The following is a 24,109-nucleotide window of genomic DNA, read 5'->3' as shown; positions in this document are numbered from 1 at the left end:
GATGACCGAGATCAGCCGCGTGGCGCTGTTTGGCAAGCTGAACAAGCTGGGATACCAGGCCGTTGAAAGTGCAACCGTGTTCTGCAAGATGCGCGGAAACCCCTATGTCGAGCTGGTGCATTGGATGCATCAGCTGCTGGCGCAGCAGGACAGCGACCTGCACCGGATCATCCAGCATTACGATCTGGATGCGGGTAAGATAGCCACCGAGCTCACCCGCGCGCTGGACATGCTGCCGCGCGGCGCCTCGACGATCTCGGACCTCTCCGATCACCTGATGGATGCGATGGAACGCGGCTGGGTCTGGGGCTCGCTGCTCTACTCCTCGGGGCATGTGCGCAGCGGCCATCTGCTGCTGGGGATGCTGAAGACGCCGGCCTTGCGCAACATCCTGTCGACCATGTCGCCGGAGCTGGCCAGGATCGGCGCGGATGATCTGGCCGACAATTTCAACGAGGCCACCGATGGCTCGCCCGAGGAAACGCTGGGGGCGCAGGACGGCTCCAACGTGACCGGCGGCGGGGCCGAGCCGGGCGAGGCTTCCTCTGCGATGGCGCCGGGCGCGATGGGCAAAGGTGAGGCGCTGGAACAGTTCTGCACTGACCTGACCGAACAGGCCCGCAACGGCGAGATCGACCCGATCGTGGGCCGGGACGAGGAAATCCGCCAGATCGTCGACATCCTGATGCGGCGGCGGCAGAACAACCCGATCCTGACCGGCGAGGCCGGGGTGGGCAAGACCGCGGTAGTCGAGGGCTTTGCCCTCAGGATTGCGCGCGGCGACGTGCCGCCCAGCCTGCACGATGTGCGGCTGCTGGCGCTGGATGTGGGGCTGCTGCAGGCTGGTGCCAGCATGAAGGGTGAGTTTGAAAACCGTCTGCGCCAGGTAATCGACGAGGTGCAGGCGAGCCCGGTGCCGATCGTGATGTTTGTGGATGAAACCCACACGCTGGTGGGGGCAGGGGGCGCGGCCGGCACTGGCGATGCGGCCAACCTGCTGAAACCGGCGCTGGCGCGCGGCACCCTGCGCACCATCGGCGCCACGACCTGGGCCGAATACAAGAAATACATCGAGAAGGACCCGGCGCTGACCCGCCGTTTCCAGGTGGTCAAGGTCGATGAGCCGGATATCCCCAAGGCGGTGCTGATGATGCGGGGCATCGCCTCGATGCTGGAACAGCACCACCGGGTGCAGGTTCTGGACGAGGGGATTGAGGCGGCAGTCAGTTTGTCGGCCCGCTATATTCCGGCGCGGCAGCTGCCGGACAAGTCTGTGAGCCTGCTGGATACCGCCTGCGCCCGCGTGGCGGTGAGCCAGCACGCGGTGCCGGCCGAGGTCGATGACAGCCAGCGCCGGATCGAGGCGCTGACCACCGAGCTGGAGATCATCGGCCGCGACGAGACCGCAGGGTATGAGGTTGCCGACCGGCGCGAGGCGGTGGAGGCCGCCAAGGCCGCCGAGGAGGAACGGCTGGCCGGGCTGACCGAGCGCTGGGACAAGGAAAAGGCGGTTGTCGAAGGCATCCTGGACCTGCGCGCCAAGCTCCGGGAGGGGGCTGCGCCCGTGGATGATGCCGGGGATGCTGGGGACGACGCAGCGGAGGGCGCCGCCGATAGCCCGCTGTCGGACGATGAGCGCGCCGAGCTGATGCAGCAGCTGAAGGACAAGAACGCGGAGCTGGAAGCCTTGCAAGGCGACTCGGCGCTGATCCTGCCGATTGTCGACCACCAGGCGGTGGCCTCGGTGGTGGGCGATTGGACCGGCATTCCGGTGGGGCGCATGGTCAAGGACGAGATCGAGACCATCCTGAACCTGGAAGAGCGGCTGGCCCAGCGGGTGATAGGCCAGGACCACGCGATGAAGATGATCGCCAAGCGCATTCAGACCAGCCGCGCAGGCCTCGACAACCCGAACAAGCCGATCGGTGTGTTCATGCTGGCGGGCACCTCTGGCGTGGGTAAGACCGAAACCGCGCTGGCGCTGGCTGAGGTGCTGTATGGCGGTGAACAGAATGTCATCACCATCAACATGTCGGAATACCAGGAGGCCCATACCGTCAGCTCCTTGAAAGGGGCGCCTCCGGGTTATGTCGGCTATGGCGAGGGCGGGGTGCTGACCGAGGCGGTGCGGCGCAAGCCCTACTCCGTTGTGCTGCTGGATGAGGTCGAAAAGGCGCACCCGGATGTGCATGAGATCTTCTTTCAGGTGTTCGACAAGGGCGTCATGGAAGACGGCGAGGGCCGCGTGATCGACTTCAAGAACACGCTGATCCTGCTGACCTCTAATGTGGGTACCGAGACGATCATGGATCTGTGCTCTGACCCCGATCTGATGCCGGAGCCGGAGGGCATGGCGAAAGCCTTGCGCGACCCGCTGCTGAAAGTGTTCCCGCCCGCCCTGCTGGGGCGTCTGGTGACGATCCCCTATTACCCGCTGTCGCCGGACATGATTGCCGAGATCACCAAGCTGCAGCTGGGCCGCATCCAGAAGCGGGTCGAGGAAGCGCACGGGGTGCCGTTCTCTTACAGCGGCGAAGTCGTCGACAAGATTGTCGAGCGCTGCCAGGAGCTGGAATCCGGCGGCCGGATGATCGACGCCATCGTCACCAATTCGATGCTGCCGGACATCTCCAACGAATTCCTGCGCCGTCTGATGGAAGGCAAGGAAGTGGAGAAGGTCGAGATCGGCGTTACCGACGGAGAGTTTTCATACGCATTTGACTGATGCGGCGCCGCACAGCCTGCGCCGCAGGGTGATGAGTACAAGGGAGAAATGAGATGGCCAAGACAACAACCGTTAAGCACAAGTTCTATGTTGTCGATCTTGTGCGTTCCAAACCCAAGCTGAACTACATCGAACTGCCGAAATACCGGGTCGATGTGGAGTTTGAAGTCACCACCAAGGGCACGGTGAAAAAGCCGGATCCGGCACCCTCGACCAAGCTGAAGCGCCTGGAAGAGGCCGGCATGGCGGAGCTGGAGCGCTATGAGAAGGTGATCACCGAAGAGGCGGTGAAGCTGGACGCCAAGGTCGGCAAGCTGATGGAGACGCCGGGGGCGGCGGCGCAGAAAGAAGCGGAAAAGATGATCCAGGCGACCAACGCCTCGATCAAGAACGCGATGGATTCGGCGGAAGGGGCCGCACAGAAAGCCATCGAGGCCCGGCTCAAGAAAGAGGCCCAAGGCGACAAGCTGCTGAAGGAGGCGCGGGTCAAGACCACGCTCAAGGTGGGGCTGGGCACGATCAAGATTGCGGGCTCTGTGGCCAAGCTGGTGGCGACCTCCGGCGCGGATGTGACCTCTTACAAGACCATCGTTGTTGAGGTTGTGAAGCTGGGGATGGAGATCAATCAGCAGCTCAAGAACGAGGCCAAGCTGCGCAAGGATCTGTATACCGGGATCCAGGCCTATATCACCCTGCGCGGCACCGTACTGATGCAGGCGGCGGAGCGGCAGGGGATCACCGACACCTCCGGCATTTCGGTGAAAAAGCCGATTGAAGCGATCAAGAAGCTGACCGCCAAGGCGCTGGCGATGGGCGATGAGGTGACCAAGGGCAAGGATGCCAAGTCGATCGCCAAGAACCTGCTGGACGCCACGGTCAAGGGGATCTCAGCCAAGGTGAATGACGCCGAGAAGGCGCGCAAAGCTTACCGCGAGCACACCACCAAGACCCGCAACAAGACCGACAGCCTGGGTGTTTCGGCGGACAAGCTGATGAAGAAGGTGCGCGCGTCGAAAACCCTGAAAGAAGGGGTGAAGCTGGGTGCCGAATGCATGACGCTGAAACGCGCCGCCAGCGAGCTGGCCGCCAAGCTGAAGGACCGCGAGGCCTATCTGGAGGAAATGCAGGCCCTGATGGAGGGCAACGGCATGAAGATCGACGACCAGACCACGATCCAGAAGCTCAAGGCCCTGGACAAGAAGTCGATCGCCTCGGAAGCGGCCACGCTGATGGGGGCGATCAAGACCGTGAAGACCCTGGTAGACAACGTCAGCAAGGCGGTCGCCTGATCCAGACCGGCAGACGATTGGCCCGGCCCAAAGCCGGCCGGGCCGCGAAAAAGGGAGAAGACCAGTGGAAACCCAGGCCAGCACCGGCATGACGCTTCGGGACCGCGCCCGTGAATTCGTCGAACGCCCTTGGGTGACCAATACCATTTTGGGCATCATCATCTTCAACGCCATCACGCTGGGTCTTGGCACCTCTGCCGCGGTGCGGGCGCACGCGGGCGGGCTTCTGGACGTGATCGACACAGCGGTTCTGACCATCTTTGTGCTGGAGCTGGCGCTGAAGCTGTTTGCCTATGGTCTCCGTTTCTTCTCCTCTGCCTGGAACATCTTCGATCTTGTCGTGGTCTCCTTCGGGCTGCTGCCGGACAGTCAGGGCCTGTCGGCCTTGCGCGGCCTGCGGGTGGTGCGCGCCTTGCGCCTGCTGTCCGTCATCCCGCAAATGCGCGCGGTGGTGCAGGCACTGCTGGACGCCTTGCCGGGCATGGGCGCGGTGATCGTGATGATTTCCATCGTGTTCTACGTGTTCGGCGTGATGGCGACGATGATGTACGGGCAGGCTTTTGACGAGTGGTTCGGCACCCTGGGCCGGTCGCTGTATTCGCTGTTCCAGATCATGACGCTCGAAAGCTGGTCGATGGGGATTGTGCGCCCGGTGATGGAGGAGTTCCCCTTTGCCTGGTCGTTCTTTGTTCCCTTCATCGTGATCACCGCCTTTTCGGTGCTGAACCTGTTCATCGGTCTACTGGTCAACACCATGCAGTCGGCGGTGGAGGCGGAAGCCGAGGCAGAGTTTGAGAAGCTGCGGGATCTGGTGAAGTCGGAGACGGATGTGATCGACGAGCGTGTTCTTGAGCTGCTTCAGGAGATCAAGGCGCTCAGGGCGGAAGTCGCAGAGCTGAAAGGGCAGGGCAATGGCTGACAGCTCGCAGAAGTTCATCGCCCGCAACCGGGCGCCAAGGGTTCAGATCGAGTATGATGTGGAGCTGTACGGCGCCGAGAAGAAGGTGCAGCTGCCCTTTGTCATGGGGGTGATGAGCGATCTGGCGGGGAAATCCACGGTGGAGCAGCCCGCTGTTGCAGACCGCAAGTTCCTGGAAATCGACGTCGACAACTTCGACGAGCGGATGAAGGGGCTGGCACCGCGCGCCGCTTTCACCGTACCCAACACGCTTACTGGTGAGGGCAACCTGGCGGTGGATCTGACGTTTGAGAGCATGGCGGATTTCTCGCCCGGGGCGATTGCCGCCAAGGTGGACGCCTTGCGGCCCCTGCTGGAGGCGCGCACCCAGCTGCAGAACCTGATGGCATATATGGACGGCAAGACCGGCGCCGAGACGCTGATCGAGACGATCCTGAACGACCCGTCGCTGCTGCAGGCGGTGTCGGCGCCGGCGGCGGATACGGACAGTGCTGCTGCATTGGACAGCCTGCGTAATCTGGAGCTGCCGGAGGAAGAGGAGGACACCAGCGGCGACGTGCTGGCAGGCCTTGCCGCGCAGGCACCGGCGGATACGGCACCTGAGGATGCTTCAGGCGGGGTATTGGAGGGTTTGCGCTCTGCCGCTCCGGTGGAGGCTGAACCGGAAGACACCTCGGCGGATGTGCTGGCGGGGCTGGCCGCGCAGGAGGTGGAGGAGGACACACCGGAAGACACGGCCTCAGCCGCGCTGGAGAGCCTTTCGGACGTTGAAGTGGCCGAGGCGGAAACGGAGGATCATTCCGGCGTTTTGGATGCGCTTGCTGACGCCGGAGTGGAAGAGCCTGAGGACACCGCCGCGGAGGACGCGCTGGAAAGCCTTGGGGCTGTTGAAGCTGAAGAGCCGGCGGAAGAGGATGCTGCGGGTGCTGCTTTGGAGAGCTTGGCGGCGGCCGAAGTGCCTGAGGCTGAAGACACTGAGGAGGCCTCTTCGGTTCTGGATGAGCTTGCCGCAATCGAGGTGCAGGAAGAAGGCGAAGACGAAGACGCCGCCGGAGCCGCGCTGGAGAGCCTGGCCGCGGCGGAGGTTGAGGCACCCGAGGCTGAAGATCACTCGGACATTCTGGAAGGGCTGGCAGATCTGGAGCCTGACGAGGCCGAAGCGGATGATTCTGCGGAGGCGGCTTTGGGCAGTCTTGAACCTGTGGAGGCCGACGGGGGCGAAGAAGAAGATGTTTCCGGTGTTCTGAGTGACCTCGCGGATGCCGAGCCAGAGGCAGACGAGGAGGGTGCGGAGGCCGCTGCTGCGCTGGACAGCCTGGCGGATGCAGAGGTTTCCGCGGCTGAGGAAGACGACGGCCTGGACGATGTACTTGGCGGCTTTGTGGAGGAAGCTCCTGCGGAAGAAGACGCCGGCAGCGAGGCGGAGGGCGCGCTGGAGAGCCTTGCGTCCGTTGAGGTTGAGGAAGAGGACGATGACGGGTCCGATGACGTTCTGGAAGGGCTGCTGGAGGGCGGCCTGAATGAAGCGGAGGACACGGACGAGGATCTGAACGCGGTTCTGGATGGCCTTGAAGCGCCCGAGGAGGCAGACGCCGGGGAGACTTCTGACGATGTGCTGGCCGGGCTTGCCGATGACCTGCCGGAGGAAACTGCGGAAGAGGACAGCGGCCTGGAGACGATCCTCGGCGGGCTGGATGCGCCGGAGGAAGCGGAGGAAAGCGATGATCTGAGCGCCGCGCTGGACACCCTGGACGCGCCTGCGGAGGAAGACGCGGACGATAGCGGGCTGGACGATCTGCTTGGCGACCTTGGCAGTGACGGCGTCGAAGATGCGGAGGAGGATGCCGCCGGGGTGCTGGATGCTCTGACCGCGGACGAGGACAGCCCGGAAGACGCAGGCGGCGGCGAGCTGGACCTGGATCTGGACGCTTTGCTGGACAGCGGAGACGAGGCTGAGGACACAGCCGGGGATGATGACCTTGACAGCTTGCCAGGGGACCTGACCGAGGAGACAGCAGGCTCGGATGATGATGATCTGGATGCGCTTCTAAGCGGTGCCGATGATGAAGCGGGCGCCGAGGACAGCGGTCTGGATGATTTGCTTGGCGATTTGGATGATGTGGAGGCCGACGCGGCTGAGGAGGGCAGTCCCGGCGCGCTGCTGCCGGACGATGGGGGCTCAGAAGAAGCCGGCGGGGATGATTTGGATGATTTGCTGGGCGATCTGGATGAGCCCGGAGATGAGGCCGCGGAGGAGCCCGAAGACAGCAGCCTGGATGATCTGCTTGGCGGGTCGGAGGACGACGGCGCCGCCGCTGCCGGCGGGGCTGGCGATGATGACCTGGACTCACTGCTTGGGGATCTGGACACGGAGGATGCCGGGGAGGCTGATGACGCCAGCCTGGATGATCTTCTCGGCGATCTGGGCAGCGGTGAGGAAGACGACGGTGATCTCGACGATCTGCTGGCCGGTCTTGGGGAAGAGGCGGAGGCCGAGGAGGCGGCAGATGAGGAGAGCGCCGAGGATGACCTTGACGCGCTGCTGAGCGGCTTGGGGGATGCGGACACCGACCTGGACAGCCTGATGGGCGAGGATGGGGATATGGATCTCGACGACCTGCTGGGCGATCTTGGCGGCGATGATGAGGCGGCGGAGGATGATGGCGGAGACGATCTGGATGCGCTGCTGGGGGATCTGGAGGAAGGCGGCAGCGAACCGGAGGCCGTGGCTGCGGTGGAGGCTTCGGAGGAACCGGAATTCGCCTATGGCACTATGAGCGCGGACCGGCCCGAACCGCAGAAGCTGGCGCGCAAGCGGTTCCGGATGGCGGTGCTGGGGGATTTTTCGGGCCGTGCGGCCAAGGGGCAGCTGGAGACCGGCGACGCGCTGGCGGCGCGCAAGGCGATTCTGCTGGACCCGGATACGGTTGAGGATGTGATCGAGCGCTTTGCCACCGAGCTGATCCTGCCGATCGGCAAGGAGGGCGCCGGGATTGCGGTCAAGCTGGAGGATCTGGACGGCCTGCATCCGGATGAGCTCTATGAAAACGTTGAACTGTTCTCGGAGCTGGTGGGCCTGCGCAAGCAGCTGCAGAGCGGCGCGACGGCGGATCATGCGGCCAATACGCTGAAGGCCTGGGCGGAGAAACACGGCACCAAGGCGCGGGCGCCCAAGCGGACCTCGGCGGGCAATGCAGTACCTGCTGACAAGCGGTTGAGCGCCTTTCAGCAGCTGATCAAGGACACTGGTATCACGCCGCGCCCGGCGACGCCGGTGGAGGAGCTGCTGGCACGGGTTGTCGGCCCGCATATCCGGGCGCTGCCGGATCCGGACGTGGCCGCGATGCAGAAGGCGGTGGATGAGGCGTTGTCGGATGCGATGCGGCTGGTGCTGCATCATCCGGAGTTCCAGTCGGTCGAAGCGCAGTGGCGTTCGCTGGATCTGATGGCGCGTTCGATCGAGGCGGACGATACGCTGGATGTGATGCTCTATGACATCTCGGCGGAGGAGCTGGCGGCGGACCTGGCCGCGGAAGAGGATCTGTCGAAGACCGGGTTTGTGAGGCTGCTGACAGAGGAGCCGCTGGATGAGGAGAACGGCCGCGGCGGCTATTCGGCGCTGATCGGCATGTATCAGTTCGAGGAAACCCCGCCTCATGCGGAGCTGCTGGGCCGGATCGCGCGGGTGGCGGCGCATGTGGATGCGCCGTTCTTCGCGTCGATCTCGCCGGAGTTCCTGAAAACGCCCAAGGCGGAGCGGCCCAAGCTGGTTGCGGAGGCCTGGGATACACTGCAGGGCATGGCGGAGGCCGGGCATCTGGGGCTGGTCAGCCCGCGGTTCCTGCTGCGGCGCCCCTATGGTGAGAAAACCGAGCCTTGTTACGAGTTTGATTTCGAGGAATTCACCGAAGCGGAAGGCCTGAAGGGTATGCTCTGGGCCAATCCGGTGGTGCTGGTGGCGATCCTTCTGGGGCGGTCCTTCAAGGAATACGGCCCGTCGCTGCAGCTGGGCAAGATCATGTCTTTGGGGGGAATGCCCTATCATTATGTGAACGACAAGTTCGGCGACCAGGTGGCGCTGCCCTGCACTGAGCGCAATATCGACCTAGACAAGATCGCGCTGGCACAGGAGCGCGGCTTTATGGCGGTGAGCGCGGTCAAGGGGCGGGACGAGGTGCGGCTGACCTCCTTCAATTCCCTGAAGGGCAGCGAAATTCTGGGGCCCTGGACCGGATTGCCGGCACCTGAGCCCTCGCCGCCGGATCCGCGCGGCCTGCCGAAACCGGCGGCTCCTGCGGGCGGCGGGGATGAAGATGACCTGGATTTGGGCGGAGATGACGGGGACGATCTCGGCCTGGATGACCTGGACCTCGGGGGTGATGAGGAAGACGACCTGGATCTGGGCGAACTGGACTTCGATGCCGATGACGGGGGGCTTGATGATCTGCTGGCGTCGTTTGGGGATGACGACAACGAGGATGACGAAGACGGCAGCGGCGATGAGGAAATGGATGCAGAACTCGCCGCGCTTTTGGATGATTTGTGATGCGAATGTTTGAGAACACTGCCGGTGATTTCCGGCCCGGTTCCCTTCGCGGAAAGGAGGAACCATGGTTGTAAGCAAGGGCCATGAAAACGACCTCGCCTGGATGTCGGGGAGCTACAGCACCGATGGGCTGATGCTGAGCCGCGCAATTGTGCGCGAGGGCTTGAGCAAGCTGACCGAGACCACCATCGAATTTGCCGCCACCAAGGCCCAGCCCAAGCTGGAGGATCTGGTCGGCAAGACGATGAACGTGCATGTGATGCGCAACCCGGACACGGAGCAGCAATTCTCAGGCCTGTGCATCTCGGTCGAATACCTTGGGTTCCGCAACGGCTATGAGATGTATGTGGCGGAGGTGCGCCCCTGGTTCTGGCTGCTGACGCGGACCAGCGATTTGCGGGTGTTCCAGGAAAAGACCACGGTCGAGATCATCAAGCAGCTGTTCAGCGAGTACGGGTTCAGCGACTACACTGACAAGCTGAGCGACAGCTATGAGCAGCGCGAGTACTGCCTGCAGTACCGAGAGAGCGATTATGCCTTCCTGTGCCGGCTGATGGAGGAGGAGGGGATCTATTTCTACTTCGACAGCACCACGAGCCCCAGCAGCCCCGAGAAACTGGTGCTGTGTGACGGCGTCAGCGGCCATTCTCCAATCAAAGGTGGTGCGGAGATCGAATTTCACGCCCGCGACGACCGCGACCGGCGGCGGGAGGAGCATATTTCGGAATGGGCCAAGGAGGAAATCCTGACCCGCGGCAAGGTTACCCTGAACGATTTCGACTTCCTGACCCCGTCGGCGGATCTGAAAGCGGCCACGGCCATTGCCAAGGGCAAGCATTCCCACAAGGATTACGAGGTTTACGATTACCAGGGCCATTACCGAAAGAATTCCGGCCTGGGCACCAAACGGACACGGGTGCAGATGGAGGCGCAGGCGATCAAGCACAAGCGCTGGCGCGGCGCGTCCAGTGTGGCGACCCTGGGCACCGGCTATACCTTCACAATGAAGAAGCATCCGGTTGCGGAGAATAACCAGGAGTATCTGGTCACCGATGCAGAACACCATATCAAGCTGGCCTGGGACTACGGCGAGCGGGAAAGCCGCACGACCGAGGTCGCAACCTCGGGCGAGATGCGCCATGACGTGAAGCCGCGCAACATGGACTACCCCAAAGAGATGGAGCACGACACCTATGCGGCCACCTTCGGGGTGATCCCGAAGTCCGATCAGTTCCGGGCGCCGCTGGTGACTCCCTGGCCGGAAGTGCAGGGGCTGCAGACCGCGACTGTGGTCGGTAAAAGCGGCGAGGAGATCTGGACCGACGAGCACGGCCGGATCAAGATCCAGTTCCACTGGGACCGCGAAGGGCAGGAGAACGAGACTTCGTCGTGCTTTGTGCGGGTGATGACGCCCTGGTCTGGCAAGAACTGGGGCATGGTGGCGATCCCGCGGATGGGCCAGGAGGTGGTGATCCAGTTCGAGGACGGCAACCCGGACCGGCCGATCTGCACTGGCATGCTTTACAATGCCGAAACGATGCCGCCCTATACCTACCCTGACGATCAGACCCAGCTGGGGATCAAGACCAACTCCTCCAAGGGAGGCGGCGGCTATAACGAGCTGATGTTCGACGACAAGAAGGACAGCGAACTGATGCGGGTTCAGGCCGAGAAGGACCACCAGATGCTGGTCAAGGACCGCTCGACGGTGACGGTCGGCATGGATGCGCCCGACCCGGAGGTCACTTCGGCGGACGAAAACAGCTATGTGTTCACGGTCCAGCAGCACATGACGGAAACCGTGCACCAGGGCGACCGCACCGAAGTGGTGGAGACCGGCGACAAATCCGAGAACATCCAGACCGGCAACATGACCCTGGATGTGGATACCGGCAACCTGACCGAGACCATTGCCCAAGGAAACCACACGGAGACCGTGTCGCTGGGCAATCTGACCGTCGATGTGACCGCGGGCAAGATCGCGATGAGCGCAGGCCAGGAGATCAAGCTGACCGTGGGGGCCTCGGAGGTCAAGATCGACAATTCCGGCGTGACCATTAAAGGGCCGATGATCAAGATAGAAGGCTCCGGCATGGTCGAAGCCAAAGCACCGATGACCACCGTCAAAGGCGAGGCCATGCTGACCCTGAAGGGCGGCCTCACGATGATCAACTAGGTGGTGCAGATGTCGGCAAGATTTGAAAAGCTGATCAAGATGCCCGCCGACCCGGTGGCCAAACTGCTGTCGCGGGCAAATGTGATCCTGAAGACGCCGCTGGAGGCGCCGCCAACGGCGCAGGCAGGGGTGGTGCTGGAGGAGCTGGACCGCAAGGGCGCGCTGGTCGATCTCTTGCGGGTGCTGGCCGTTCTGCTGCCCCCGCGGGAACGGGTGTGGTGGGCCTGTTTGGCCGCGCGCGACTATATCGGGCCGCGGTCGGACAAGGATCCGGCCTCGCTGACGGCGTCGGAGGCCTGGGTGTTCGAGCCCAGCGAGGAAAACCGCGACAAGGCGCGGATCACCCTGGATCATGCCTATGTGGATGATGACACGGTGAACTGCGCGCTTGCGGTGCTCTATGCCGCGGGAACGCTGGGACCCGGAGAATTAAATCAATATCCTGCCCCGGCAGGCGCCTCTGAGGCGGCGGCCTTTGCCATGAATATGGTGGCCTTGGGTCAATTGTCTGATAAGTTTGAAGAACACGGCGGCGTGCTGGTTGAGCGCGCGCTGGATATCGCGCGCGGCGGCAAAGGTCAGGTGATCGAAGTCCCGCAGCACGCGGCGCAGGAATAACGGGGAGGATGTAACAGATGGGAATGCCACAGGCCCGGTTGACGGATCTACATGCCTGCATGCTGCCCTCCACCCCGCCGCCGCCGGTTCTGCCGGTGCCGACGCCGATCCTGCCGCCCTGTGCGGTAACTGTACTGGTGGGGAAGCTGCCGGCTGCGCGGTTGGGCGACATGTGCACCGCGGCGCCCGCGCCGCACCCGATCATCAAGGGGTCCGCAACGGTGCTGATCAACAGCATGCCGGCCGCTCGGATCCTGGACAACACCGCCTGCGGCGGCATGGTCGTCAAGGGTGAATTCACCGTGCTGGTGGGAGGTTAGGCCCAGTCATGGGAGTGACGCTGAAGTTTCAAAGCTCGGGCGCGATGCCCGGCGATGCGGCCCCTGTTCCAATGCGGGGGCCGAGCCTCACGGTGGGGCGCGGGGCCAGCTGCGACCTGGTGCTGCCGGATCCGGACCAGATGCTGTCGCGCAATCACTGCGTGATTGAGGATCACAACGGCAATGTGGTGGTGGTGGACCTGAGCTCCAACGGCACCTTTCTGAACTATTCCAAGATCCCGCTGGGCCGGACGCCGACGCCGCTCAACAATGGCGATGTGCTGTGCATCGGCAACTATGAGCTGGTGGTGGAGATCCGCGACGATCTGATGGACCTTGGGGACATGATCGCGGCACCTGCGGCGCAGGCGCCCATATCGCACGGCAACGCAGCGAATGCGCCCGATCCGCTGCAGCTGCTGGAGGACAGCGGCACGGGCGGAGATTTCCTGGACGATCTATTGGGCGAGGGTCCGAAGGGGCCCGCGCAGCTGAACCCGGTCGACCCGATTGACGAGCTGTTGCCGCCGCTGGGCGAGGAGGAGGATCCGTTCTTTCAGAAAGCCAGCGACGGGCGCGAAGGCGAAGGGGCCAGCCTGGCCAACCACAATCCGACCGCCTCGGACGGGTTTGCCGCGCCCGCGGCGCAGTCCGGCATGATCCCGGACGATTGGGATGACGAATTTCTGTCCGGCATCGGCGGGCCGGAGGAACCGGAGCCCAAGCCCGAGCCGCCGCGCGAGGTTCCGGCGCCGCCGCAGGAAGTGCCGCCATCGGGTCCGCCGCAGGAAGCCCCTCCGGCACCGCCTCAGGAAACGCCGCCGTCGCCGCAGGAGGCCCCGCCCTCTGCACCGCCCGAGATTCCGCCTTACCAGAAATCGGGTGCGCAAGCAGCTCCGCCTGCCGGGACGCAGGACGCGCTTGAGGCTTTTCTGAATGGCGCCGGCGCCGAGATCAGCATCGACCCGGCGGATCAGGCCAGCACAATGGCGCGTATGGGCCGGGTCATGCGGACGCTGGTCACCGGCTTGCGCGAAATCCTGATGACGCGGACCTCGATCAAGTCGGAATTCCGCATCGAGCAGACGATGATCTCGGCCGGCGGAAACAATCCGCTGAAATTCTCGATCACGCCGGAGCAGGCGATCGAGGCGATGGTGCGCCCGGCGACCAAGGGCTATCTCAGCCCCGAAACCGCCGCCGAGGAGGCGCTGAAGGACATCAAAGCGCATGAGGTGGCGATGGTCACCGGTATGGAAGCAGCGCTGAAGGGCGTGCTGAAACGCCTCGACCCCAAGGCGCTGGAAGCGCAGATCGAGGACAAGGGCGGCTTTACCGGCCTCTTGCGCGGCAAGAAGGCGCGGTACTGGGACGTTTACGAACAGCTTTATGCGGAGATTTCCGACCAGGCTGAGAATGATTTTCACGACCTGTTCAGCCGCGAATTTGCGCGGGCTTACAAGCAGCAGCTGGACAGGCTGAAGGAATGATTGGCGGCGCGCTCTGGCGCGTGCCTGCAAAGTAAGAGGAGATCCCGGTGTCCTGGGACAGCAAGGTACTTTGGACGGAGGGGCTGTTTCTGCAGCCGCATCACTTCCAGCAGTCCGACCGTTACAACGAGGCGCTGGTTGCCGGGCTTGCGCGGCGGCTCAGCCCCTATGCCTGGGGCGTGAACGGGCTGGAGATTGACCACGAGGCGCTGAAGATCGGCCAGTTTGCGGTGAAGTCCTGCGAAGGGCTGACCCATGACGGCACGGTGTTCCGGGTGCCGATGGCGGACCCGCATCCTCCGGCAATGGAGGTTCCGTCCACCGTCAAGGACTGCATCGTCTACCTGACCGTGCCGCAGCGGCGGCAGGGGGCGGTGGAGGTCGACCTGAGCGGCGCCGAACGCTCGGCCAGCCGCCTGCGCCCCGACAAGCAGGAAGTGACCGATGTGACCTCGACCGAGCGCAAGCCGGTGGAACTGGACGTCGGCAAGATGCGCCTGCAATTCGCGCTGGAGGTGGATGATCTGGCCGACCTTCTGGCGGTGCCGGTGGCGCGCATCATCGAGGTGCGCCCGGACAAGGAGATTGTGCTGGACCAGGCGTTTATCCCGTCCTGCCTGGATGTGCGCGCAGCACCTGCGCTGAGCGGTTTCCTGCGGGAGCTGGAGGGGCTGCTGGCGCACCGGATGGAGGCGCTGGCGGGCCGCCTGTCAGAGGCGGGCGGCGCCCGCGGCGTGGCGGATGTGTCGGACTTCATGCTGCTGACGGTGGTGAACCGTCTGCTGCCGCAGGTGCGCCACCTGCGCAATATCGAGAACCTGCACCCCGAACGCCTGTTCACCCTATGCGCCGGGCTGGCGGGGGAGCTGTCGGTGTTCATGTCGACCGAAAAGCAGGCGCCGGAGTTTCCGCCCTATACCCATGACAACCTGATGGAATGCTTTGCGCCGGTGATCCGGGTGCTGCGCCAGTATCTGAGTTCGGTTCTGGAGCAGACCGCGATCCCGATCAAGCTGGAGGCGCGCAAATACGGCATCTCGGTGGGGGTCATTGCCGACCGCAAGCTGCTGGGCAACGCCGGTTTTGTGCTGGCGGTCAGTGCCGATATCCCGGCCGAGGATGTGCGCAAGCATTTCTCCGGCCAGGCCAAGATCGGCCCGGTGGAGGAAATCCGCCAGCTGGTGAACTCGGCGCTGCCGGGGATCACCCTGCGCCCCCTGCCGGTGGCGCCGCGGCAGATCCCCTATCATTCGGGTGTTGTCTATTTCGAGATGGACGCGGACAGCCCCTATTGGCGCAAGATGACCACTTCGGGCGGAATCGCGGTGCATGTGTCGGGACAGTATCCGGGGCTCAAGATGGAGCTTTGGGCAATCCGTAATGCATAAGGGAAGGCGCTGAGATGGCTGATTATGACGATCCCTTTGCCGAACCGGGGGATACCGACAAAACGGTGATCAAGCCGAACCCGGGCGGGCGGCGCTCTGCCGCGCCGATGCAGCAGCCGGAGACACCGCAGGCCCAGCCGGCGCCGGAACAGCCCGCCGCGCCTGCCGAGGCCGGTCTGGATGCCTATGGCGTGCCGCAGGCGGCGGCACCGAAACCGCAGGCTGCTGCGGGCGGTCAGAAAGCGCCGAAGATGGCGCTGACAGGGATGAACCAGCTGACCGCCTGCGCCTCGACCCTGTTTGCGCTGATTTCGCGCATCCGAAACCGGGCCCAGCACATGGACCCGGACGCGCTGCGCAAGAGCGTTGTGGCGGAGGTGCGCGCGTTTGAAAACCGAGCCCTGCAGGCGGGCATTGCCGCGCAGACCGTGAAGATCGCGCGCTATGCGCTGTGCGCGACGCTGGACGATGTGGTGTTGAATACGCCCTGGGGCGGGCAGTCTTCCTGGGGGTTGCAGTCGATGGTGGCGACCTTCCACCGCGAGGTGGTCGGCGGCGACCGGTTCTATGACCTGCTGGCGCGGCTGGAAAAGGAGCCGGGCGCGAATATCGACATGCTCGAGTTCCTCTATATGTGCCTGTCGTTGGGGTTCGAAGGACGCCTGCGGGTGGAGCAGGGCGGTTCCGAGAAACACCTGCAGATCCGTGGAGCGCTGGCGCGGATCATCCGAAACCAGCGCGGGCCCGTCGAGCGCGATCTGTCGCCGCATTGGGAAGGCCTGGTGAAACCTTTCAAGGCGCTGTCGGTATGGCGGCTGGTGTGGATTACCCTGGCGGCCACCGCTGCAGTGCTGGCGCTGCAGTTCATCGGCCTCAGCTGGATGCTGTCGAACAAGACGGAGAATGTGGTGGGGCAGCTGTCCATTGTCGACTCAGGCCCCAAGGTGGAGCTGGAACGGCGCGCGCCGCCGCCGCCGCCGCGACTGGCACCGACCACCGAGGAACAGGTCGCCAAGGTGGCCGGCTTCCTGGAGCCGGAGATCAAGGAAGGCATCGTGCAGGTGTTCCAGAAGGGCAACACGCTGATCATCCGGCTGACCGGCTCTGGCATGTTCGGCTCCGGCTCGGATCAGCTCAGCAAGGCGTTCCGAAACCCGGTGAACCGGGTGGCCGAGGCACTGAATGATGAAAAAGGCAGGATTATCGTGGCAGGGCATTCCGACAATGTGCCGATCCGGTCGTCGCGCTTCCCGTCCAACATGGCGCTGTCGCTGGCGCGCGCGAAATCGGTGATGGCGGGCATGGCCAAGGTGATGACCAATCCGGACCGGCTGTCGGCTGAGGGCCGCGCGGACAAGGAGCCGATTGCAGACAACAGCACCCGCGCAGGGCGGGCCAAGAACCGCAGGATCGAAATCCTGCTGGTTCAGGAGGTTGAAGGATGATCCGCCGTTATATCTTTCCCCTGTTCCGGTCGATCTACACCATCCTGCTGATCCTGGCGTTGGTGCTGTCGGCCTGTGTTTGGTTCTTTGCGCCCTTCATTGGGAGTTCCGAGTGGCGACCCTTTGACGGTGCTATGGCGCGGCTGATCACCATAGGGGTGATCTTCCTGCTGTACTTCATCATCATCGGCCTCATCTTCTGGCGGCGGCGCCGCAAGGACAAGGAGATGACCGAGGAGATGGCCGAGGTGGCGGACACCTCGGAAGATGATGTTTTGTCGGAGGAAATCGGCGAGCTGCGCGGCAAGTTCAAGGACGCGATGAAGGAGCTGCGCAAGTCCAAGGGCGGCCGCCGGCACCTGAACGACCTGCCGTGGTACATCATGATCGGCCCGCCGGGTGCGGGCAAGACTACTGCGATTGTGAATTCCGGCTTGCAGTTCCCATTGGCCGAGAAAATGGGCAAGGCGGCGATTGGCGGCGTTGGCGGCACCCGCAACTGCGACTGGTGGTTCACCAATGACGCGGTGCTGATCGACACCGCCGGGCGCTATACCACGCAGGAGAGCGATGCGGATGCGGACAACGCCGCCTGGCTCGGCTTCCTGGGGCTGCTCAAGAAATACCGCAAGCGGCAGCCGATCAACGGCGCCATTGTCGCGATTTCGCTGTCGGACCTCAGCTTGCAGGATGAGATCACCCAGAAAAGCCACGCCGCCGCGGTGCGCCATCGCCTGACGGAGCTGCGCGAGAAGCTGGGGGTGCGTTTCCCGGTCTATGTGCTGTTCACCAAGACGGACCTGATTGCCGGCTTCCAGGAATTCCACGACAACTTGGGCAAGGAGGACCGCGAACAGGTCTGGGGGTTCACCCTGCCGCTTCCCAAGGGCAAGAAGGAAGAGCCGCCGATTGCTGCGTTTGACGAGGAATTCGGGCTGCTGCTGGGGCAGATCAACGCGCAACTGCTGGAGAAGATGCAAACCGAGACCGACCATCAGCGCCGGGCGCTGATTGCCGGCTTCCCGGCGCAGGTGGCCTCGATGCGCGGGGTTGCCCGCGACTTCCTGATGGAGGTGTTCCAGGACAACCGCTATGCGCAGCGTCAGATGCTGCGCGGGGTCTATTTCACCTCCGGCACGCAGGAAGGCACTCCGATTGACCGGCTGATGCTGGGTATGGCCCAGACGTTCGGTATTGGACGTCAGGCGATTGGCTCGGGGCAGGGGACCGGGCGTTCCTTCTTCCTGACCCGGCTGTTCGAAGGCGTGATGTTCCCGGAGGCGGGGCTGGTTTCTGCCGATGACAAGGTCGAGCGCCGCTACCGCTGGACGCGGCGGATTGCCATCGCCGCAACCGTGCTGGTTGCCATTGCGATGGGCACGCTGTGGGTTCGGTCCTATCTCAAGAACACCGATCTGATTGCCCAGGCGGAGGGCCAGGTCTCGGCCTATCAGGCTGCCGCGGCCCAGCTGCCGCCAAGCCCGGTCGGCGACACCGATCTGGTGCCGGTGGCCGCGGCGCTGAACAATCTGCGCGACATGCCGGGCAATCCGGTGCTGTCGGACCCGGAGCCTGAGCGGGCGATGACCTATGGCCTCTATCAGGGCGAGGTGATTGGCACCCAGGCAGCCCAGACCTACCGGGCGGCGCTGAATCAGCGCCTGCTGCCGCGGCTGCTGGTGCGGCTGGAGCAGCAGATCGAGGGCAATACCAACAACCCCGATACTCTCTACGAGGCGCTGAAGATCTACCTGATGTTGGGCCTGCAGGGTCCGATGAACCAGGATCTGGTCAAGGAATGGATGCGGCTGGATTGGGAAAACATTGCTTATCCCGGCATTGCCCGCACCCAGCTGCGTGCGGACCTGATGGACCACCTCACGGCGCTGCTGTCGCAGCCGATGGAGGAGATTGCGCTGAACGGGCCGTTGGTAGCCCAGGCGCAGAACATCCTGTCGGAAATGCCGCTGGCGCAGCGGGTCTACAACGGCATCCTCAATTCGCAAAAGGCCACCAGCCTGCCGAAATGGCGGATCACCGATGTCGGCGGCCCGTCGGTCAAGCGGGTGCTGGTGCGCAGCTCCGGCAAGCCGCTGAATGACGGGATCGAGGGCATCTTTACCTATGATGGCTTCCACAACGTGTTCCTGCCGGAAGCGGTCAGCGTCGCCGAGCGTGTCCACCGCGAGGCCTGGGTTCTGGGCGAACAGAGCGGGGCAGCCCAGAACGAGGCGGTGCTGCTGAAGCTTAGTCGCGATGTTCTGGACCTCTATTACAACGACTACATCAGCCGTTATGACCAGATCCTTGGCGATATCGACATCATCCCGCTCGAGTCTCTCTCCCATGCGGTAGAGGTGACCAATGTGCTGTCGGGGCCGACCTCTCCGATCGTCAATATCCTGACCGACGTCAGCAAAGAAACCCGGCTGAACGAGGACAAATCGCTTCTGGACGCGGGCACTCTTGCCGCGGGCGCCCAGAACGTGGCCGCGATTGAGGCGCGTTCCAACCTGTCGATCCAAGGGCAGATCCTGCTGGAGGCGTTGGTCGGCTCTGCCGAAAATGCGCCTGGTCAGGCGGCTAAGCCGCCGGGAGCCTATGTGCAGGAGCGGTTCCAGTGGCTCTATGACCTCGTCAACCGGCCCGAGGGGCAGCCCTCGCAGCTGGATGATCTGATGGGGCAGCTTCAGATGGTCTATCAGGAGCTGAACAAGATGTCTTTCTCCGGTGTTGCCACCGGCGGGCAAACCGGGCAGGCACTGTTGCAGTTCCAGCAGACCGCCAGCCGCATGGGCGGCCCGCTGCCCCGCTGGGCAACGCAGATTTCGGCGGGCTCCTCCGGGATCACCTCTGAGGGAACGCGGGCGTCGATCAACGCGCGCTGGCAGTCCGCCGTGCTGCCGTTCTGCGAACAGGCGCTGGCCAACCGTTATCCGTTCAACCGCTCGGCCCGGGCAGATGTGGCGATGGCGGATTTTGCCAAGCTGTTTGCGCCGGGCGGGCTGATCGACGGCTTCTTCAATGACCAGCTGCTGAAATATGTCGACACCCGCAGCCGCCCCTGGACTTGGAAGCGGGTGAATGACGTGGATCTGGGCATCAGCCAGGCGGTGCTGCAGCAGATGCAATATGCCTCCGAGATCAAGGAGGCGTTCTTTGCCGGCGGCGCGCAGCCCGCGGTGCAATTCCAGATCACCGTCAACGCACTGGACCCCAAGGCCAAGGAGGTTCTGCTGGAGATCGACGGCACCAAGGTCGCCTACAACCACCGCTCCGGCGCGCCGACGCCGGTGGCGGTGACCTGGCCCGGCTCGGTCGGCCTGGCGCGGCTGACCCTGCTGCCGCAGAAGCGTGACAGCGAGAATGTGCTGTCGCGGGACGGGCCCTGGGCTTGGTTCCGGCTGCTGGACGCGGCAGAGGTGCGCCGCACCAATGTCTCGGACCGCCGCCGGGTGAATTTCCGCGTGGGCGGCCGGCTGGCGCTGTTCGAGCTGCAGTCCGGTTCGGTGATCAATCCCTTCGCCCTGCCGGCGATGGCAAAATTCAGCTGCCCGAAGTCGATGTGATGGCGGGTTTCGGTGCCTTCGGTAAGATGCCTTCAGCCGGGGATTTCTTCCGGCTGAACACGCCGGGCGGGTTTGTGCGGGTGTGGGATGCCTGGCTGCAGCAGGTTCTGCTGGACGGCAGGGCGGCCTATGGCTCAGGCTTTGACGCGCACTACATGACCGCGCCGATCTGGCGGTTCACCCTGCCCGCCGGACTGGGTGGTTCGGGTAAGGTCATGGGCGTCATGATGCCCTCGGTCGACCGCGTCGGGCGCCGGTTTCCGCTGACGCTGATGGCGGGATTGCCGGGGCAGGGCGCGGTGGCGTTGTACCATTTCGGCGAGGCCGCATTATTTGAACGGCTGGAGGATGTGGCGCTGGATGCATTGGAGGACACGATGACCAAGGACCGCCTGGCAGAAACACTCGCAGAGATACCGGCGCCGGCGGCACGGGTTGCCGCACCCTTGGCAGCACCAGACATGGCGGTGGTTCTGGCAGGAGCGCACGGCACAGTGAGGCTGACGGCCGCGGCGGCTGGCGCCCGGCTGGCGGGATGCAGCCTGTGGACGGCAGTTCTGGACGGGGAGCCGCGGACGCTGGCGTGCAGCGGGCTGCCGCAGGGCCTTGCGGCGCTGGGGCTGTTTGACCTTGGCGCGCCGGTTTGGGCGGGGGCCGAGGTTTCATGATGAACCCGATGCGCAAATACCGTTACACCGCGAAAACCCATGTGGGGCTGAAGCGCAAGGTCAACGAGGATGCCGTGCTGGCACTGCCGGAGCATGACATCTGGCTTGTGGCCGATGGCATGGGCGGCCATGCAGCGGGTGATTACGCCAGCCGCTTGATTGCCGATGCTGCCGCGACGATCCCGCTGGGGCTGGATCCGGCGGCGCGGATGCGTGCGCTGCGGGATGCGTTTCAGACCGCGCATAAGGCGATCCGGGCGGAGGCCGCCTCCCGCGGCGGCGGCACCATCGGCTCAACCGTGGCGGCGCTGATCATGGCGAACCAGCATTTTGTCGGCCTTTGGGCCGGGGACAGCCGCATCTACCGGCTGCGTGATGGCCGGATCGAGATGCTGACCGAGGATCATTCGGCGGTGGCGGAATATGTTCTGGCGGGCAAGATGACCTGGGATGAGGCCGACCAGCACCCGCAATCCAATGCCATCACCCGCGCCGTCGGGGTGGGGGAGGACCTGGAGATCGATAAGGTCCGCGGGGATACAGAGCCGGGCGACCGCTTCCTGGTCTGCTCCGACGGGCTGACCAAATACGCCACCTTCGCGATCCTTGAGGATGTGCTGGGCGGCACACCTTTGGAAACTGTCGGTGACCGGCTGATCCAGATTGCGCTGGACGGCGGCGGCGCAGATAATATCACCGCCGTCGTGGTCGATGTGATGTAAGCCGACTGTTCTCCTGTACGGGAGGACGCCCGGAAAACTCATCTCACGGTTCTGCGATTAGGGTTTGGCAGTAACCAGAATACGGCTGTCGAGAGAGCGGATGCGGCTGGAATCCGCCTCGTAGCTGGCCTGCAGCGCTTCTGCAAAACCCACGGCGCTTTCCGAGGTCGGGCGCATGCCGTCAAACAGCGGCTCCGAGGAGTGCAGCACCAGAACCTTGCTTTTACCCAGGGTGCTGTCATCCACCTTGAAGGCGATGCCGCCGCCGGAGGAGGATTCCTCAAGGCTGTAGGCAACCCGCACCGGCACATCGCCCGCAGCACCGTCGCGCAGGCTGGCCACCGCATTGTCGGGCCGCGCGATATTGGGCAGCAGGTGGAACACGTTGCCGGATACATCCAGCACCGAGACGGTCAGGTAGCCATCGGTTACATCCGCCGGCAGCACCACGTCGATCACCGGGTTTTCCCCGACAAAGAAGCGGCCCGACGGGTTGGGCTCGACAGACGAGCCGCCCACCGCAAATTGAACCTCCGCACCGCCGGGGGGCGCCTTGGGCAGGTGCTGCTCTACTACGCAGAGCGAGTCGTTCAGCACTTCGACATCCAGCACCACCTGCCGTTCATGGGCCAGCGCACGCAGGGCGTCGAACAGTTCCAGCCGGGTTCCGGTGCTGGCAACCCGCCCGCTGATCAGGATAGGATCGGTGGGCGCATAGCCGTCGTAGTGGCCGTTGCCGTCGCGCACAAGCGGGCCGCAATCGGCAAAGGCCTCCATCACCGCCTTGACCTCAGCCACCGGCAGCATCGGCAGTTCAAACCGGATTTCCGCCTTTCCCTCCAGCGCGCCGGGAAGGCCGTTGCGGAAACGTTCGTTCAGCATTTCTGCAGTATTGGTGTCATCGGTTGTGCCGGTCAGGCGGGCCTTGTTGTTGCTGACCACCAGCCGCCATTCGCGCAGCCCCTCAAGCGGCTGCACCGTGTCCAGCACATCGGCGCCCCAGGTCTCTGCGATTTCACCGGAGGCAAGGGTCAGGTCCGCGTCCTGCGCCAAGGCCAGCAGGGCGTCCCGGGTGGCCTCTGATGGCACGTTGCCGACGATCTGCACCGGGCCATCTGCCGGTTTTTCGGCGATCAGGGAATAGGGGCGCACAATCGGGTACGACGGTCCCATAAAGCTGTCGAGCATCCCGCTGAAATAGGCTCCCGCACCGCCGCCGCCGAGAAGCAGCAGAACTGCAAGGGCCGCCCACAGGCCGCCGCGGCTTTTCTTCTCCCGGGTTTTCTCCGGCGCCGGTTTGGGCGGGGGAGGCGGTGCCGGCTGGTGCGTTTGCGGCACGATGATCGTGGCATCTTCGGCTGCGGGCCCGTCCAGCACATCCGCCAGGCTGCCGCCGTCGGGATTGTCGAGGAACGCCAGCACCTCGCCTGCGCTTTGGAAGCGGTCATCCGGGTCCGGTGCGCACATCCTGTCGATCAATGTCTTGAGCGGTTCCGGCACGCCGCTGGTGTCCAGAGGCTTCTGCTTGTTTTCGACCACTTCCATCGGATTGGCGCCCAGCCTGGGCGCTTCGCCGCGGAAGTTGGCCAGCAGCAGCGCCCCCAGCGAATAGATGTCGGAGCGCGCGTCGGTTTCGCCGCTCATCTGTTCCGGTGCGGCATAGGAGTACTTGCCGGCAAATTCATTGCCGACAATGGTCTGGGCACCAGGGTTGGTGTCCTTGGCAATGCCGAAATCGATGATCACCGCTTCGGCCGGGTCGCCGCCGCGCAGGATGATGTTATCGGGGCTGAGGTCGCGGTGGACGATGTTGCGGGCATGTGCGGCCTGCAGCCCCTCGGCGACGCGGCGGCAGATCACCAGCAGATCCTCGGCCGCCATCGGCCCCTGCTTAAGGCGCTTGTCGAGGCCGGGGCCTTCGACGTAATCCATCAGCAGGTAGATATGGCCGTCCGGCGTGCGGTGGTTTTCCGAATAGCGGACCACCGCGGCATGGCGGATTTCGCGGATATTCTCCTCGCGCGCCATCAGGACGGTAAAGTCCTCATTGGCGGCAAGCTCTTGCTTCAGCACCTTCAGCGCCACCAGGTTGCCGGAGATTTCCGACTGCGCCTTGTAGACATCAGAGGTGCCGCCACGCCCCAGCAGGCCTTCAATCCTGTAGGTGTTGTTCAGCAGATCACCCGGCTGAAACAGGTCGCCAGGGCGCGATTTAAGCATGTAGTTCTCCCTGG

At 64.0% G+C, this 24,109-nt stretch carries 14 protein-coding genes and 1 pseudogene; 14 read left to right on the top strand and 1 reads right to left on the bottom strand.

Annotation, left to right across the window (positions count from 1 at the left end):
- Nucleotide 1: 1 nt before the first annotated feature.
- From tssH to ACXAED_RS25665, 14 genes and pseudogenes are all read left to right on the top strand, one after another.
- The gene (gene tssH, locus ACXAED_RS25730) at nt 2–2,725 is read left to right on the top strand and encodes a type VI secretion system ATPase TssH (protein ID WP_475054687.1); all 2,724 of its coding nucleotides are present in this window, start codon (nt 2–4) and stop codon (nt 2,723–2,725) included.
- 53 nt (nt 2,726–2,778) lie between these two features.
- A complete protein-coding gene (locus ACXAED_RS25725) occupies nt 2,779–4,014 on the top strand; it encodes a hypothetical protein (protein ID WP_475054685.1) in 1,236 nt (411 codons plus the stop codon).
- A gap of 88 nt (nt 4,015–4,102) precedes the next feature.
- On the top strand, nt 4,103–4,933 hold the full coding sequence (locus tag ACXAED_RS25720; protein WP_475054708.1) for an ion transporter: 831 nt from the start codon (nt 4,103–4,105) through the stop codon (nt 4,931–4,933).
- A pseudogene (gene tssB / locus ACXAED_RS25715) lies at nt 4,926–5,423 on the top strand (type VI secretion system contractile sheath small subunit); the annotation flags it as partial. The gene ACXAED_RS25720 and the pseudogene tssB, both read left to right, overlap by 8 nt.
- 2,094 nt (nt 5,424–7,517) lie before the next feature.
- Nucleotides 7,518–9,479, top strand: a complete 1,962-nt coding sequence (locus ACXAED_RS25710) for a type VI secretion system contractile sheath domain-containing protein (RefSeq protein WP_475054706.1) — start codon at nt 7,518–7,520, stop codon at nt 9,477–9,479.
- A gap of 64 nt (nt 9,480–9,543) precedes the next feature.
- Nucleotides 9,544–11,655 (top strand): type VI secretion system Vgr family protein, encoded by a 2,112-nt coding sequence (locus ACXAED_RS25705; protein WP_475054683.1) that lies wholly within the window; start codon nt 9,544–9,546, stop codon nt 11,653–11,655.
- A 9-nt stretch (nt 11,656–11,664) separates the two neighbouring features.
- A complete protein-coding gene (locus tag ACXAED_RS25700; RefSeq protein ID WP_475054681.1) occupies nt 11,665–12,273 on the top strand; it encodes a DUF6931 family protein in 609 nt (202 codons plus the stop codon).
- 17 nt (nt 12,274–12,290) lie between these two features.
- On the top strand, nt 12,291–12,593 hold the full coding sequence (locus ACXAED_RS25695) for a PAAR domain-containing protein (RefSeq protein WP_475054680.1): 303 nt from the start codon (nt 12,291–12,293) through the stop codon (nt 12,591–12,593).
- 8 nt (nt 12,594–12,601) lie between these two features.
- A complete protein-coding gene (gene tagH, locus ACXAED_RS25690; RefSeq protein ID WP_475054678.1) occupies nt 12,602–14,083 on the top strand; it encodes a type VI secretion system-associated FHA domain protein TagH in 1,482 nt (493 codons plus the stop codon).
- A 47-nt stretch (nt 14,084–14,130) separates the two neighbouring features.
- On the top strand, nt 14,131–15,471 hold the full coding sequence (gene tssK / locus ACXAED_RS25685) for a type VI secretion system baseplate subunit TssK (protein WP_475054676.1): 1,341 nt from the start codon (nt 14,131–14,133) through the stop codon (nt 15,469–15,471).
- Between the two features lie 14 nt (nt 15,472–15,485).
- Nucleotides 15,486–16,916 carry a type VI secretion system protein TssL, long form gene (tssL, locus tag ACXAED_RS25680; protein WP_475054674.1) on the top strand — a complete coding sequence of 477 codons (1,431 nt, stop codon included), beginning with the start codon at nt 15,486–15,488 and terminating at the stop codon, nt 16,914–16,916.
- Entirely contained in the window at nt 16,913–20,485 is a 3,573-nt protein-coding gene (tssM, locus tag ACXAED_RS25675; protein ID WP_475054673.1) for a type VI secretion system membrane subunit TssM, read from the top strand. The genes tssL and tssM overlap by 4 nt, the downstream gene beginning before the upstream one ends.
- Nucleotides 20,485–21,153: a type VI secretion system-associated protein TagF gene (tagF, locus tag ACXAED_RS25670; protein ID WP_475054671.1), complete on the top strand. Its 669-nt coding sequence runs from the start codon at nt 20,485–20,487 to the stop codon at nt 21,151–21,153. Before tssM ends, tagF begins: the two co-directional genes overlap by 1 nt.
- Nucleotides 21,153–21,875: a PP2C family protein-serine/threonine phosphatase gene (locus ACXAED_RS25665; RefSeq protein ID WP_475054704.1), complete on the top strand. Its 723-nt coding sequence runs from the start codon at nt 21,153–21,155 to the stop codon at nt 21,873–21,875. The genes tagF and ACXAED_RS25665 overlap by 1 nt, the downstream gene beginning before the upstream one ends.
- Before the next feature lie 57 nt (nt 21,876–21,932).
- Here ACXAED_RS25665 and ACXAED_RS25660 read toward each other — a convergent pair whose 3' ends face one another.
- Nucleotides 21,933–24,095, bottom strand: a complete 2,163-nt coding sequence (locus tag ACXAED_RS25660; protein WP_475054670.1) for a serine/threonine protein kinase — start codon at nt 24,093–24,095, stop codon at nt 21,933–21,935.
- Between the last annotated feature and the right edge of the window lie 14 nt (nt 24,096–24,109).

The organism is Leisingera sp. ABM4_103, from assembly GCF_056158685.1.
Note: the sequence above shows the minus strand (reverse complement) of the source record. Positions and strands in the feature narration are given on the sequence as shown.